This is a genomic window from Thalassospira indica, from assembly GCF_003403095.1.
In the GTDB taxonomy this organism is placed as follows: Bacteria; Pseudomonadota; Alphaproteobacteria; order Rhodospirillales; family Thalassospiraceae; genus Thalassospira; species Thalassospira indica.
Genome location: NZ_CP031555.1, coordinates 826,794 through 840,446, shown reverse-complemented (window position 1 = coordinate 840,446; position 13,653 = coordinate 826,794). Strand labels below are relative to the sequence as shown.

Sequence of the window (13,653 nt, the reverse complement as noted above, 5' to 3'; positions counted from 1 at the left end):
AGGGGACAAGGGCGCGTGATTTTTTTTTGATTTTTATTCAGTTACGAGTATCCAGTACGGCGTTATGCGGCGGATACGAACCGGCAGGCTGCTGGCAATAATGTTCAAAGCGATATCTATCTGCGCTAGTTGGAAAACACCTGAAACCCTGTAATCTGCAACCGCCGGATCACAGCGCAAAACACCAGTGCGATAACGCGACATTTCTGCGATCAAATCGCCCAGCTTCATATTGTCGCTGATAATCTGCCCCTGAACCCATGAAGGTTCCTGTCGGTGCAGTGACGACAGCTTAAGAACTTGTGACGGATTAAATTTAGCCGACTGGCCTTTGCTAATCCGTGTTTCTGCCTCAGCTGACACTGGATTGATCGCAACGGCATGTTCATAAACGTCAACCCGGATTTCAGCCCGTTCAAATTGACGCACGGCAAAGCGTGTTCCCAAGGCACGGATAGTCCCGAACTTGGTCTGAACAATAAACGGCCTGTCCAAACCGACTGACCCGGCTTTTGCCGTTTGCACCAAAATCTCACCGTCAACCAGTTCGATCCGCCGTGCAGCTGCGTCAAACCGTAAATCAACGTGTGAATTGGTGTTCAAATAGAGTTGGCTACCATCAGGCAGGATGAACTTCCGGGTTTCGCCGGTTGCTGTCTTGTAGTCAGCCAAAAGCCCCGGCCATTCATCCCAGGCAAATTTGCAAACAGGCGCCAACATCAGGATGGACGCGATTGCCTTGATCGCGGCACGACGGCTGATGCGCTCACGGCCCCATATTTTTTGCCGCATATTCCCGGGCACAGCATCAATCATACCCATCAGATTCTGGGCTTTCTGCCATGCCTCTTCATGCTGTGGACTTCTGCTTCGCCAGGCAGTCAGGGCCATTTCCTCGTCCGCGCCAAATTGGCCTTCCTGCATGGATGTTAACCATCCGGCGGCTTCTTCCATGATTTGACGGGATGATTTCGACGTCATGGCCGTTACGCCATAGCCAAAAGGCATTGGGCAAAGCCCTTTTGCATATATCTTTTGACCGTTCTTGTAGAAATATCCATTCGGGACGCGATTTCGGCGTATGTCGCCCCTTCAATTTGCGACAACAGGAACACTTCTCGCACCTGTGCGGGCAAACGGTCCAATGCAGCGTCTATAAGCTGAATGGTTTCCAAAAGAATTTTCTGTTCTTCCGGGGAAATCACCTCTGGTTCCGGAAGCAGAGCCAAGGCTTCTAGAAACGCGCGCTCAACACTTTTACGGCGAAAGTGGTCTATCAACAGCCCTTTCGCGATCACTCTCAGATACGCACGCGGACGCTGAAGATGAACCGACTTCAGCTCGTCATGCCGCATCAGCACACGCACAAACGTATCCTGCGCCAGATCGGCCGCCTGATAACCACAGCCCAGTTTCGTCCCAAGCCAGGTTTTTAACCAGGTGTTGTGCTCGTTATATAGGTTTTCGACGTTGCAAATATGCATGGAGATCTTGAACGCATGGTTTGGCAAATATCATTTATTTGATATTAATTCGCATTTTCATTGTCAATTAGAATATCAGTAGGTCTTTGAATATTTTCCGCGACTACCTGCACGCATGCGGGGATTAAGCCGGACGTCCACCGGTCGTCATGCCGCGAAAACTTTCATCGGGTGCGACCTAATTATTTACCTCATGGCGGTGGAATAACTTGACCTGAACCCCTGCAACCACAAACTCTAAGAAGGGAACTTCGCGTTTAACGGGAACACCGAACCCATGTCGTTGATACCACCCTATCCCAAGATGGAACGCCATGTGCGCAAGACGCGCTTGGTGATGGTGTGGGAATCTGTCTGGCCCTGTCTGATCCCAGCCCTTTCGATCGGGTTGCTGGTCGTTGGCCTGACCCTGACCGGAACGTTTGAACTTCTCCCCGCCACCGGACATATCATGCTGCTGTCCGTGCTGTCGGTCGCGGTCATGGTTGCCGTGGTCGCGCCATGGCGCAATTTCAAAATGCCGGCGCGCCGGGACGTCCTGCACCGGATCGAGGTGGACAACCAGCTTGATAACAACCCGCTGCAAAGCCTTGAAGATCACGTCCCCGAAACCGACGACCCACTGACCAGCTACCTCTGGCAGCGTCAACTGGGCCTGCATGAAGCCGCACTGGCAAAGCTCCGGTTGTCGCGTCCCCTGCCCGCGATTACCCGGGTTGATCGCTTTGGCCTGACCGCCATTCCCGTGTTGCTGGTGTTTGTCGGCCTGATGACCGGCCTTGACCATGCCGAGGAACGCTTTTCAAAGGCCTTCAGCCCGCTTCAGCGCCTTGGTGCCGCCGACTTCAGTGCCACCCTTTGGGTCACCCCACCGGCCTATACCGGGCAAATACCGCGCATCTTGCATTTCAGTGCGCTGTCCGATGCCGATGCCACAGGTGCCCGCCAATCCGAAAACACAGGTAATACGACATCTGACAAGACCAGTGACGTCATCACTGTTCAGGTCCCGGCGGGATCGACCCTTGATGGCAGCATCACAAGCATCTGGGAACCGACCCTGACCACCCCGACCGGCGCGCAATCCTTTACCGAGGGGGCCGAGAACAGCTATGTGCTGTCGACCGCCATTGATCAGCCGGGCCAATGGCGCATATCGGTCTGGGGCAATGACCGGCTGACCCTTGATATCGAATTGCTGGCCGATAATGTGCCAAGCCTGTCCTTCGTTAGCCCCCCGACCATCACCCGGCGCGATCATGTCCGCCTTGATTACGTCGCCAGTGATGATTATGGGCTCGCCAGTCTTGATCTAGTGATCACGCCTGCGGCCGAGGACGGCACGATCAAGCAATATGGCCCGATTGACCAGGTGGTGATCGATCTCAAGGGCGACGCCGCTGGCGTTACAAGCAGCGCAGGCGCCATGCCGACCCGCATCGAAGGCCCGCGCTTTATTGATCTTGTCGCCCATCCCTGGGCGGGTTTGCCGGTCAATATCCAGATGGTATCAAACGACAATGCCGATCAACGCGGCGAAAGCGATATCCGCTCCCTGATGCTGCCCGAACGGGAATTCAGCCATCCGGTGGCGCAAAAGCTGATTGCGATCCGCCGCGGCCTGCTGCGCTATCCCGACCGCGCACTTGAAATGCATCAGGCGTTGCTGCCGATCCTGTTCGCCCCGCAAGCCTTTAACGGTCATCTGGGTGTATTCCTGACCCTTTCCGTGGCCGAAAGCAGGCTGGCATCCAACCTGCAAAACCGCACCACCCATCAGGATGTCGCAGGCCTTCTGTGGCATGTCGCCGAAGAGATTGAACGTGGCAGCTACGGCATTGCCGAACGTAATTTGATGGAGGCGGAGGAACGCCTGCTTGAGGCCCTTGCCAACCCCGATGTCACCGAAAGTGAAATTGCCCGCCTGATTGATGAGTATCGTCAGGCGTTGAATGAATATCTTGCCGCCATGATGCGCGAAAGCCCGGAACAGGCCGAGGAAGAACTCCCGCCCGGCAGTGCGACGCTTGAACAACAGGACCTGTCACGCATCATTGATCAGATCGATGCCCTGATGCGTGCCGGTGCACGTGATCAGGCCCGCCAGTTGATTGATCGTCTGCGCGAACTGGTCGAAAACATGCAGGTCACCACCGGTCAGGGCGGCATGGATATCACATCGACGCTGCGTGAGATGCTGGACGGCATGCGTGATCTGTCGCGCCGTCAGCAGGACCTGATGAATGAAGGCGACAGTGCCTCCACCCAAAACGGCAATGGTCCGCGCGCAAATCAGCAACAGGGTCTTGCCGACGATGCCGGTGAAATCCTGAACGATCCCGGTCTTGGCCAGTTTGGCGATGTCAGTGGCATGAATTCGGTGATTGATGCCATGCGCGGCGCGGCAGAGGCACTTGGCAACAACCGATCGCACGAGGCCCTGCAATATCAGCGACAGGCCATGGATGCCCTGCAACAGGGCATTGGCGAAATCAGCCGCGCGCTGGAAGGGCTCAGCCAGCTCGCCCCGATGCTCGAAGACCTCGAAGGGTCCGGGCGCCGTGATCCGCTGGGTCGGCCCGTCGGTGGCGATGGCACCACCACCATCCCGGATGTGAACACGCTCGAACGGGCCTGGCGCATTTTGCAGGAACTCCGCCGCCGGTCCGGTGATCCCGAACGCCCGGAAATCGAACAGGAATATATCGACCGCTTGCTCAAACGCTTCTGATCAGGCCACTGAAACCCCCAAAACAAAAAAGGCAGCACGCGTTGTGCTGCCTTTCGCATAATCAGAATGTTTGCGCGAACCGCTTAGGGCTCAACCGCCTCGCGCGGGTCAAGGAAAGTGACCTGCAGGCGGGTTGCCGTCGGGTTCGGACGCCGGATCTTGGTTTCGACTTCCATGCTTTCGCCAACCGGCAGCATCTGTTGCACCATCGGCATCTCCGCACCGGACTGAACCAGCGATTCATCATAAATCAGCGGCACCTTCTTGCGCTGTACCACACGATCAAGCGGATCAAGAAGCTCGATCAAAAGGTAAGGAAGCGCACGCGGCTCTTCGCTGATATTGACGATCTCGGCGCGAACAACAAGAACGTCAACGCCGTCCTCTTCTTCGCGGGTTGGCGGCAATTCGCGGATATCAAGGCCTTCGCCAACATGGGGCACATCAAGCCCGACCATGTCATAGACCTTGGCAATTGGCGGCCACAGCTCGATGATCTGATCCTTGGCGAAATAACCGCCCGCACCGATTCCACCCAAAATAAGCAGGAAGATGATCCAGCCAACAATGCCCTTTTTCTTTTTGGGCTCCGGCTTTGGATTGTTGCGAATCAGCTGCTGGGGAATCGGGGGCGGATCTGGAATCCGTTCTGCATTTTCAAAGCCGGGATCAACCGGCCCACCGCCCATCTGATCTGCATTGAAATCAGCACCAAGCGACCCCTCTTCATTGAACGGGGCCGGAATATCACTTTCGGGTGCCGGGGCTGGCTTCTTTGCGCCAGGTGGGTCCTGATGCCAGCTATTGCCGCAGCTTTTACAGCGCACGGTTCGGCCTTTCGGGCCGATTGCTTCTGTTTTAACTGAGTATTTCTTGGAACACTCTGGGCAAGTAATGATCATTGCAAACCTGGCATATCGATGACGGCGGCATCAAACACGGGGGAAGGCGTGAAACTGTCTGCGACTGACGGTCCCCCTGTGCCGTCAGTGAAGCCTTACACTATATGTAAATAGCGGCGATTTAACAGACTGTTAAGCACAGATAACAGAAGCTGCCCGGATTTGGGTGTCAAACCAGTGGCTAACGTGGCTGTTCGTGGTATCCAGAATAGACGACAAACCGCCCAAACCGGTTAATTCATTTTCGATATTGTCATGACAACGCTACTTTCCAACCCTGTCAGATAATGGCGAAAGCGGTTATAAACTGCTGTGGCGACCACCAACACAACCGTCATTCGGCCTTATGGAGCAAGAATTTTGACCGACGTTGTCAGTTTCAGGAATGTCGGAGTCCGCTATGAATCCGGGCCAGAAATCCTGCGCGACCTGAATTTTTCGCTCGGTCGCGGCAGTTTTCATTTCCTGACCGGGGCATCGGGTGCGGGCAAGTCCACACTGATGCGGCTTTTATTTTTGGCCTTGCGTCAGACACGCGGCGAAATTTCGATCTTCGGGCGCGACAATATCCGCATCCCGCGTGAAGAACTGCCTGCGATTCGCCGCAAGATCGGTGTCGTATTCCAGGACTTCCGGCTGATCAATCATCTGACGACGTTTGAAAATGTTGCCTTGCCACTGCGCGTTGCCGGTGTCGAGGATCTTCAGATTCGCAAGAACGTCACCGAACTTCTCGAATGGGTTGGTCTGGGTGATCACATCAATGCGCAACCCTCGCGCCTGTCAGGTGGGCAGCAACAGCGCGTTGCCATCGCACGTGCCGTCATTGGCCGTCCGGCCCTTCTGCTGGCCGATGAACCGACCGGTAACGTGGATGACCGAATCGCCATGCGGTTGCTCTATCTGTTTGAAGAGCTCAACAAACTCGGCACCACCGTTCTGATCGCAACCCACAACCGGCAACTTGTCCGGCGGTTTGGCCATACCCAATGGTTGCTCGAAGGTGGTACCTTGCACGACGTCACCAACAGCGGCTGAAACCCGACACACCAAGTCCAAGCTTCGCAAACACGGGATCAACAGGACCAACACACGATCATGGCATTTCGCGCACCTCCATCGCACCTCCCTCTTGAAAGCGATTCGTCCTCGCGCTTTTTGCCGAGCATCGTCGCCCTGATGGTTGCGCTCCTGACCTTCTCCATCGTCGGGCTGGCGGCCCTGCATGACAGTGTCGGCCAATGGTCCGGCCAGATCGAAGGCAGCCTGTCGATCCAGGTTCCCCCGACCGAGCTTGCCAACCGATCCCCCGCCGAACGCGAAGCCGCCCTGCAAGGCACGGTCGATAGCATCATCGAACAGGTTTCCACCCTGCCCGGCATCGCCCGGATCGAGGAACTCAGCCCCGACACCATGGCCGCCCTGCTTGAACCCTGGCTGGGCCCGGACGAAGTCATCAGCGAACTGCCCATTCCGCGCATTATCGAAGTCACGCCTGAAACCGGTTTTAACTTTGATGCGCTTGAAAGCCGCCTTGGCGTCATCGCGCCCGAAGCCGTGCTTGATGATCATCGCATCTGGATCGAACGCATCGCCGATGTCGCCTTTTCGGTTGAACTGGCATTGGCCCTTTTGATTGTCGTGCTGTTTGGCGCGACCATGCTCTCAGTGGTGTTTGCCACCAGATCAGGCCTTTCGATCCATCATCGCATCATTGAATTGCTGCATCTGATTGGCGCACAGGATGGCTATATCGCCAGTCAGTTCGGCCGTCATAATCGACGCCTTGCCTTCTTTGGCGCACTGATCGGCCTTTTGATCGCGTTGCCGGTTTCGGCCCTGATTGGTTGGCTCGGATTGCGGGCTGGCTGGCCGGTGCCATCGCTGGTTCTCAGCCCGACCTTTATTGGCCTGATCGTCGCCATTCCGTTTATTGTCGCATTGGTGGCGGGCATCACCGCCAACCGAACTGTGCTTCGTGTCCTACACCGGATGTTGTAACCCGCTCACGGTCTTCGTATAGTCGGTTGTTACCACTTCCCTTTTGGGATCATGGCCTTGGCCCTCTTTGTCCCCTTGAGGAGATCCGAATTCATGCCAGACCGCCGCTATTCAGGCACGCCTTCATGAACAAGCCCCCGCTGAGTGTGCAACATCGCCGCCGGTTCCGGCGGTTTCGTTTTTTGCTTTCCACACTGATTTTCTGCGCGCTGGTCTGGGCGGCGGGCTTCATCTGGTATGTCGATTACATCCCCAAAACGGTTGAAAACACGACCCAACGCACCGACGCCATTGTCGTGCTGACCGGCGGCAGCGAACGCCTGTCCGAAGGCCGCCGTCTTCTGGTGCGCGGTCTTGCCGACAAGCTGTTCATATCGGGTGTCTATCGCGGGGTTGAAGTCGACGAACTTCTGTCGGTCGGCAAATCCGATCCGCGCCTGATCGCCTGTTGTGTTGTTCTGGGCCATGTCGCTGAAAACACCCGCGGCAATGCGATTGAAACCGCTGTCTGGATGTATGAGGAAGGTTTCAAAAGCCTGCGCATCGTGACCGCCAATTATCATATGCCCAGGTCACTTCTGGAATTCAAAAGCCTGATGCCAGATGTTGAAATCGTCGCCCATCCGGTCTTCCCCGATAACGTCAAGGTCGACAATTGGTGGCGTTTCCCCGGCAGCAGCGCCCTGATCGCCAGTGAATATAACAAATACGTCTTTGCCAGCCTGCGCAACACGCTGCTCAACTGGTTGCCAAACGGTGACCGCGCCGCACTGCGCAGCCCCGGTGGCCCTGTGAAGGATGCACCGGACCTTGATGACTATTCCGCCTCAAACACGGCGCGCAAGGATGGCTGAACAATCGGCATTTTCTGATCGTCATATTGCTGTTACAAAACAGTGAATATTTAAGGTCAGGACCATGGCTGTAAGGAATTTGTCTGAATGATTACCCTGCGCGCGTTACTGTTTAACGTGTTGTTTTTCGGTGGAACGGCGCTTTTGTGCATTGTTCTGTTGCCGCTGATGCTGTTTGGGCGCAAGGCCAACCAGTTCGTCGGCCATGCCTGGTGTCGCCTCATTCAGTTCATGCTGCGCTACTCGGTGGGCATGCGCAAACGCTTCACCGGTCTGGAAAATCTGCCAGACGGTCCGTGCATCATTGTCGCCAAACATCAGTCCGCATGGGAAACCCTGACCTTCCATACGGTGGTTCCTGATCCAGCCTATATCCTGAAAAAGGAACTCACGCGCATTCCGCTCGTCGGGCAATTCCTGATCCTGTCAGGCCAGATTGCCGTTGATCGGTCGGCAGGCAGTCAGGCCCTCAAAGACATGATCAAGGGTGCGTCCAAGGCGCTTGAGGAAAACCGTCAGGTGATCATTTTCCCCGAAGGCACGCGTACCCCGCCGGGCTCCAACCGTCCGTATCATCCGGGGATTTTCGCGCTTTACAAGGCCTTCCCGGACACAAAGGTTATTCCGGTCGCGCTTAATTCCGGCATGTTCTGGGGTCGCGACAGCTTTATGAAATATGGCGGTCGCGTCACCATGGAATTCTTGCCGGCCATGGAGCCGGGCCTTGATCGCAAGACCTTCATGAAGGAAATCAAGCACCGCATCGATACCCGCACGCGCGAGCTTGAGGCCGAGGCACAAACAGAATTCCATCTGCCGATGCTGACCTCTGATGACATTGATGCGAAGCAGGAAAAAGAGGACGCGCAACTAAGCGCGACAGCCAACAAGGCCCCTGTCAAAGACACCGCGCAAGACAAGGTCTCCTGAACCGCCTGCGCGTAGCGTCACAACACATAAAAAGGCCCGCAACACCATCTGGTATGCGGGCCTTTTTTATCGCTTAAAAGCTCTACGGCTTTGTGACGCGAACGCGCTCTGTCTTTTTACGGGTCACAAGCCAGATGCCCGACACAATCAAAACAATGCCCGCCAGATGATAAAGATGCAGCGCCTCGCCCAGAAACGCGATGGCAAGGCCGCTTGAACAGACCGGGATCAGATACATGAACACGCCCGCCTTGGCCGGCCCCACAAGCGACACGCCCCTGTTCCAGAACATGTATCCCAGAAACGCCGGGCCCGCCCCGATATAGAAAATCTTGATCATATCCGGCCAAACCGGATCAAGCGTGGTGAAGAACGGCTTTCCATCAACCACCAGCGCCCAGACATAAAGCGGTGTTAAGAAACACAAACCGATCAGGGCCGATACAAACACAAGGCTTAGCGGATGAACACCCTTGGGCGCGCGTTTCAAAAACATAGAATAGGCGGCCCAGACCATGGCCGACATCATCGCCAGCACATCGCCCAGAACGAAATCCATTCTGGCAAAGAAAGATGGGTCGCCCTTGGCGATGATCGTCGCGGTTCCGGCCCCGGCGACCAGCACGCCAGCCCATTGACCAAGGCGTGGCTTGTCTGCCGTCAAAAGGGCTGCAAACAACAGAACCCAGATCGGCGTTGTCGCATTCAAAAGCCCGGTATTGACCGCCGTGGTGTTATAGGCCGCCAGATAAATCACCACAGAAAAAAGGAACACACCGGTAAAGCCGATCAGGAACATCGACAATTTGTGGTCGGCCATGATTTTCAGATCGCGACGCAGATACTTAAAGCAGAACGGCAACAGCAAACATATCGCAACGATCCAGCGCCAGAATGAAAGGGCCTCGAACGGGACCGTTTCATTGATGCCGCGCGCCACAACGTGGTTTGAGCCCCACATCAACGAACAGGCCACCAACATCAGATAGGCCATCGTCAGTGGCGTCTGCGACCCAGTCTGGGCGGCAGAAACAGTCGTTCCGTTTGACTGGCTCATCAGATCCCGGCCCCCATATTGATCTCGCCATATTCGCGCCGCACCAGATCCATCAGATCGTGCAGGGGCGGATCAATGATGCCCATTTCATCAAGATGGCGCACCGTGTTTTCCAGATATTCAAGGTTCGGCCCAACATTGCCATGGGCCGCAACAATGATTTCGACCGCAGTACGGACCGGCAGATTGCCAGCATATTGTTCATGGGTCGGATCGGCGACATAGGTGTGCGCAATCACCTTGCGTCCGTCTGCAAGCTCAACCTCGACATCGGCCGGGATATAGGTGTTGGTCACAAGTTCGCGCTCATCCAGGTAGGCTTTCACCTTTGACCAGTTTTCCTCAGCAATGAGAAACGCGTTGCCAACACATTCCCCGCCCTTGTTCAGGCCAAGAACCAGCCCCGGATTTTCCGGCGTGCCGCGATAATGATGGGAATAGATACAAAACGACCGGTGATAGCCGGGCAGCAACGCACGTGCGCACTCGACAAATTCAAAGCCCGGCCGCCACAACAGCGACCCGTATCCAAACACCCATTTTTCGCGCGCGTCGCTCACGCATTCCTCCGCTAACTAGCTTTCTGATCTCTTAGAATTACGCGAAACTAACGCTTCATGATCACCAATGCCACCCCAAGGGCGGCAATTGCAAACCCGGCAAAGCCAAGCACGCCAAGTTGCTCGTCAAACAGAAGCCAGGCAAAAAACGCGGCTGTTGGCGGCACAAGATAGAACATGCTGGCCACACGGGTAGCTTCGCCCTGCTTGATCAGAACCATCAACAACATGATCGCCCCGATCGACAGCACCAGCACCAGCCACGCCATGGCCAGAATGAAATTCATGCTCCATTCAACCTGCAAGGGTTCCTTGATCAGGGCAACGATCCCGACAAACACGCTGGCTGCAACATATTGAACGACTGTGCCGCTCATCAGTTCCATGCCGGTGCAAAAACGTTTCTGATAAAGGGTGCCCGCAGTCATGCCAAACAGCGCAAAAACCGCAAGCCCGATGCCAAACGGGGTAATGCCAACACCATCGCCAATCTTGGGCAGCAAAACCAGCGCCACCCCGATCAGCCCCAGGATCAAGCCGCCCCATTGGCGCATCGAAACCCGTTCGCCCAAAATGGACCCAACGACCGATGCGGTCACAACCGGCTGCAAGCCAACGATCAATGCGGCAAGCCCGGCAGGCAGCCCCGTATCAATCGCCCAGAACACCCCGCCAAGATACACCCCGTGCACCAGCACGCCTGTCGTGCCGATATGGGCGGCCTCACGCCAGGTCTTGGGCCATTTCGCACCCATCAGGAAGATCACCGGGATCATCAGGATCAGGACGATGACAAATCTGACAAACAGGAAAACGAAGGGATCTGCATAGGGCAGACCAAACTTGGCCCCCACAAAGCCCGTGCTCCAGAGGAACACGAACACAAACGGCATGATCCGCGTGAAAAGAGCATTTTCCATTAGATATGCTCTGCTTGATTGGTGGCAGACATGTCATTCCCCTTGGACCGGACGGCGCAACATGTGGGGCTGTTGTGCGTCGGGTTATCCCGTCAATGCGGGCATCACTGCATTATTCGCTTGGCTTCTTCTTACTTTTCTCGTCGCTTTTGCGGTTTTCCCCTTCGGCCGAGAAATTGGCAAAATACTGACCGGCATCAACAATGCCGCGGCGAATTTCACGGGTACGCGAAAACAGCTCAAACAGCTTGTCGCCCTCGCCCCAGCGAATGGCGCGTTGCAAGGCCATCAGGTCTTCCTGAAAACGTCCCAGCACATCCAGAACCGCTTCGCGGTTGTTCAGGAACACGTCGCGCCACATGGTCGGATCAGACGCAGCAATTCGGGTAAAATCACGGAAACCGGTTGCGGAAAACTTGATCACTTCCTGACGCAGCGCATCTTCAAGATCGGTTGCCGTTCCGACAATCGTGTAGGCAATCAGGTGCGGCAGATGCGATGTGATGCCAAGGATACGGTCATGATGATCGGCATCCATGCATTCAACATACATCCCGCAGGCTTCCCAAAGGGCTTTGACTTTGGCAATCGCAGCTTCGTTTTCGCCCGGGATCGGGGTCAGGATGCACCAGCGTTCCTCAAACAGTTCCGGAAAACCGGAATCCGGGCCAGAATGTTCCGTACCGGCCAACGGGTGACCAGGCACGAAATGCACACCCTCATCCAGATGCGGGGCAATGTCGCGGATGACCGATTGTTTGACCGACCCGACGTCCGAAACAATCGCACCCTTTTTAAGCGCACCGGTCAATTGCGTCCCGATGGCTTCGTTGGCACCGACCGGGGCACAGACCATGACAAGATCCGCATCACCAACCGCCTGCTTGATGTCGCAATAGGCCTCATCGGCAATGCCAAGTTCAAGCACCCGATCACGGGTCGCTTCTGATCGGACCGCGCAGGTGATTTTGTTGGCAAGGCCGTCACGCTTGATGCGACGGGCCATGGACGAGCCGATCAGGCCCATGCCGATAAAGGCGACAGTTTCAAACAGCGGTTGGGATGCAGTATTGGTCATTTTATGCGTTCACAAAGTCTTTGATGGTCTGCAGGCAGATTTCCATTTCTTCCTTCGTACCGATGGAAATACGAAGCATCTGCGGCAGGCCATAGGCACCGATTTTGCGCGGGATCACGCCACGGGCCATCATGAAATCATTGGCAGCATCGGCGTTCTTGCCTTCTTCTGCCGGGAATTCAACGAGAACGAAGTTGCCATAGCTCGGATGTGCCTTAAGGCCCGAAATCGCGTTCACCTCGTCGCGGAACCACGAAAGCGTCTCGGCATTGTGGCGCACGCATTCATTGACGAAATCATCGTCATCAAGTGCGGCGGCACCGGCTTCCTGTGTCGGCAGCGGCACGTTGAACGGGTTGCGCAGGCGTTGCAGCACATCGGCAATCGCCGGCGGTGCATAGCACCAACCTAGACGGATACCACCAAGACCATAGATCTTGGAAAATGTGCGGGTCATCACGGTGTTGTTGCCCGCTTTCACAAGCTCCTCACCGGCCGAATAATCTTCCTGACCGGTCATGAACTCGGCATAGGCCGCATCCACCACCAGAACGATGTCTTCACGCAGACCGTCGCGCAGGCGCTTCATTTCGGCATCCGAAATATAGGTGCCGGTCGGGTTGTTCGGGTTGGCAACAAACACGATCTTGGTTTTGTCCGTCACCGCCGCCAACAGCGCATCAACATCGGTCGTCATGTTGGTTTCAGGCGCGGTTACCGGCGTTGCACCAACGCCCATGGTCGCAATCGGATACATCAAAAAGCCGTGCTGCGAATACAGCACTTCATCACCCGGACCGGCATAGGCACGGATCAACAGGGTCAGAAGTTCATCAGAACCGTTGCCGCAGATAAGCTGATCAAATTCCAGACCGTATTTTTCGGCCAGCTTGTGACGCAGAACGTCGCAACCGCCATCCGGATAACGATGCAAACGGGTTGCCGTGTTACGCAGGGCTTCCATGGCCTTGGGGCTCGGGCCGAGTGCGCCTTCGTTCGAAGACAATTTGATCACGCGCTGAGCACTGTCAGCACTGGATTTACCGCCTTTGTACGGCGCGATATCAAGAATTCCGGGGCGTGGGGTGGGCGCAGACATCAGGTATATTCTCCCTGGGGAAATTGCAGCCAGTCGC

General features: G+C 55.8%; 13 protein-coding genes. 5 read left to right on the top strand and 8 right to left on the bottom strand.

From position 1 onward, the window contains the following. Window positions 1-33: 33 nt before the first annotated feature. A complete protein-coding gene (locus DY252_RS04070) occupies window positions 34-954 on the bottom strand; it encodes a FecR domain-containing protein (protein WP_165374889.1) in 921 nt (306 codons plus the stop codon). 32 nt (window positions 955-986) lie between these two features. Continuing rightward, entirely contained in the window at window positions 987-1,484 is a 498-nt protein-coding gene (locus tag DY252_RS04065) for a sigma-70 family RNA polymerase sigma factor (RefSeq protein WP_129542676.1), read from the bottom strand. A 277-nt stretch (window positions 1,485-1,761) separates the two neighbouring features. On the opposite strand from DY252_RS04065, the gene DY252_RS04060 reads away from it, so the two are divergent. Then, window positions 1,762-4,215, top strand: a complete 2,454-nt coding sequence (locus DY252_RS04060) for a DUF4175 domain-containing protein (RefSeq protein ID WP_064787533.1) — start codon at window positions 1,762-1,764, stop codon at window positions 4,213-4,215. Window positions 4,216-4,298: 83 nt separating this feature from the next. On the opposite strand, the gene DY252_RS04055 is transcribed toward DY252_RS04060, so the two are convergent. Next, complete coding sequence (locus DY252_RS04055; protein ID WP_082923347.1) at window positions 4,299-5,117, bottom strand: DUF3426 domain-containing protein; 819 nt, start codon at window positions 5,115-5,117, stop codon at window positions 4,299-4,301. A 360-nt stretch (window positions 5,118-5,477) separates the two neighbouring features. On the opposite strand from DY252_RS04055, the gene ftsE reads away from it, so the two are divergent. From ftsE to DY252_RS04035, 4 genes are all read left to right on the top strand, one after another. After that, complete coding sequence (ftsE, locus tag DY252_RS04050) at window positions 5,478-6,155, top strand: cell division ATP-binding protein FtsE (protein ID WP_064787535.1); 678 nt, start codon at window positions 5,478-5,480, stop codon at window positions 6,153-6,155. A 60-nt stretch (window positions 6,156-6,215) separates the two neighbouring features. Further along, window positions 6,216-7,118 (top strand): cell division protein FtsX, encoded by a 903-nt coding sequence (locus DY252_RS04045; protein ID WP_008889154.1) that lies wholly within the window; start codon window positions 6,216-6,218, stop codon window positions 7,116-7,118. A gap of 125 nt (window positions 7,119-7,243) precedes the next feature. Then, the gene (locus DY252_RS04040) at window positions 7,244-7,972 is read left to right on the top strand and encodes a YdcF family protein (protein ID WP_064787536.1); all 729 of its coding nucleotides are present in this window, start codon (window positions 7,244-7,246) and stop codon (window positions 7,970-7,972) included. 87 nt (window positions 7,973-8,059) lie between these two features. Further along, entirely contained in the window at window positions 8,060-8,902 is an 843-nt protein-coding gene (locus DY252_RS04035; protein WP_064787537.1) for a lysophospholipid acyltransferase family protein, read from the top strand. 82 nt (window positions 8,903-8,984) lie between these two features. Here the strand turns inward: DY252_RS04035 and DY252_RS04030 are convergent, their stop codons facing one another. From DY252_RS04030 to hisC, 5 genes are all read right to left on the bottom strand, one after another. Then, window positions 8,985-9,959: a DMT family transporter gene (locus tag DY252_RS04030; RefSeq protein ID WP_064787538.1), complete on the bottom strand. Its 975-nt coding sequence runs from the start codon at window positions 9,957-9,959 to the stop codon at window positions 8,985-8,987. After that, entirely contained in the window at window positions 9,959-10,519 is a 561-nt protein-coding gene (locus DY252_RS04025) for a gamma-glutamylcyclotransferase (protein ID WP_008889148.1), read from the bottom strand. Before DY252_RS04025 ends, DY252_RS04030 begins: the two co-directional genes overlap by 1 nt. A 47-nt stretch (window positions 10,520-10,566) precedes the next feature. Further along, complete coding sequence (locus DY252_RS04020; protein WP_064787539.1) at window positions 10,567-11,439, bottom strand: DMT family transporter; 873 nt, start codon at window positions 11,437-11,439, stop codon at window positions 10,567-10,569. 112 nt (window positions 11,440-11,551) lie between these two features. After that, window positions 11,552-12,517, bottom strand: a complete 966-nt coding sequence (locus DY252_RS04015) for a prephenate/arogenate dehydrogenase family protein (RefSeq protein ID WP_064787540.1) — start codon at window positions 12,515-12,517, stop codon at window positions 11,552-11,554. A 1-nt stretch (window position 12,518) separates the two neighbouring features. Beyond that, entirely contained in the window at window positions 12,519-13,616 is a 1,098-nt protein-coding gene (gene hisC / locus DY252_RS04010; RefSeq protein ID WP_008889145.1) for a histidinol-phosphate transaminase, read from the bottom strand. Between the last annotated feature and the right edge of the window lie 37 nt (window positions 13,617-13,653).

Bases quoted from the DNA above. Each gene is read 5' to 3' on its own strand.
- DY252_RS04070 (WP_165374889.1), bottom strand. From the start codon at position 954: ATGGAAGAAGCCGCCGGATGGTTAACATCCATGCAGGAAGGCCAATTT.
- DY252_RS04065 (WP_129542676.1), bottom strand. From the start codon at position 1,484: ATGCATATTTGCAACGTCGAAAACCTATATAACGAGCACAACACCTGG.
- DY252_RS04060 (WP_064787533.1), top strand. From the start codon at position 1,762: ATGTCGTTGATACCACCCTATCCCAAGATGGAACGCCATGTGCGCAAG.
- DY252_RS04055 (WP_082923347.1), bottom strand. From the start codon at position 5,117: ATGATCATTACTTGCCCAGAGTGTTCCAAGAAATACTCAGTTAAAACA.
- DY252_RS04045 (WP_008889154.1), top strand. From the start codon at position 6,216: ATGGCATTTCGCGCACCTCCATCGCACCTCCCTCTTGAAAGCGATTCG.
- DY252_RS04040 (WP_064787536.1), top strand. From the start codon at position 7,244: ATGAACAAGCCCCCGCTGAGTGTGCAACATCGCCGCCGGTTCCGGCGG.
- DY252_RS04035 (WP_064787537.1), top strand. From the start codon at position 8,060: ATGATTACCCTGCGCGCGTTACTGTTTAACGTGTTGTTTTTCGGTGGA.
- DY252_RS04030 (WP_064787538.1), bottom strand. From the start codon at position 9,959: ATGAGCCAGTCAAACGGAACGACTGTTTCTGCCGCCCAGACTGGGTCG.
- DY252_RS04020 (WP_064787539.1), bottom strand. From the start codon at position 11,439: ATGGAAAATGCTCTTTTCACGCGGATCATGCCGTTTGTGTTCGTGTTC.
- DY252_RS04015 (WP_064787540.1), bottom strand. From the start codon at position 12,517: ATGACCAATACTGCATCCCAACCGCTGTTTGAAACTGTCGCCTTTATC.
- hisC (WP_008889145.1), bottom strand. From the start codon at position 13,616: ATGTCTGCGCCCACCCCACGCCCCGGAATTCTTGATATCGCGCCGTAC.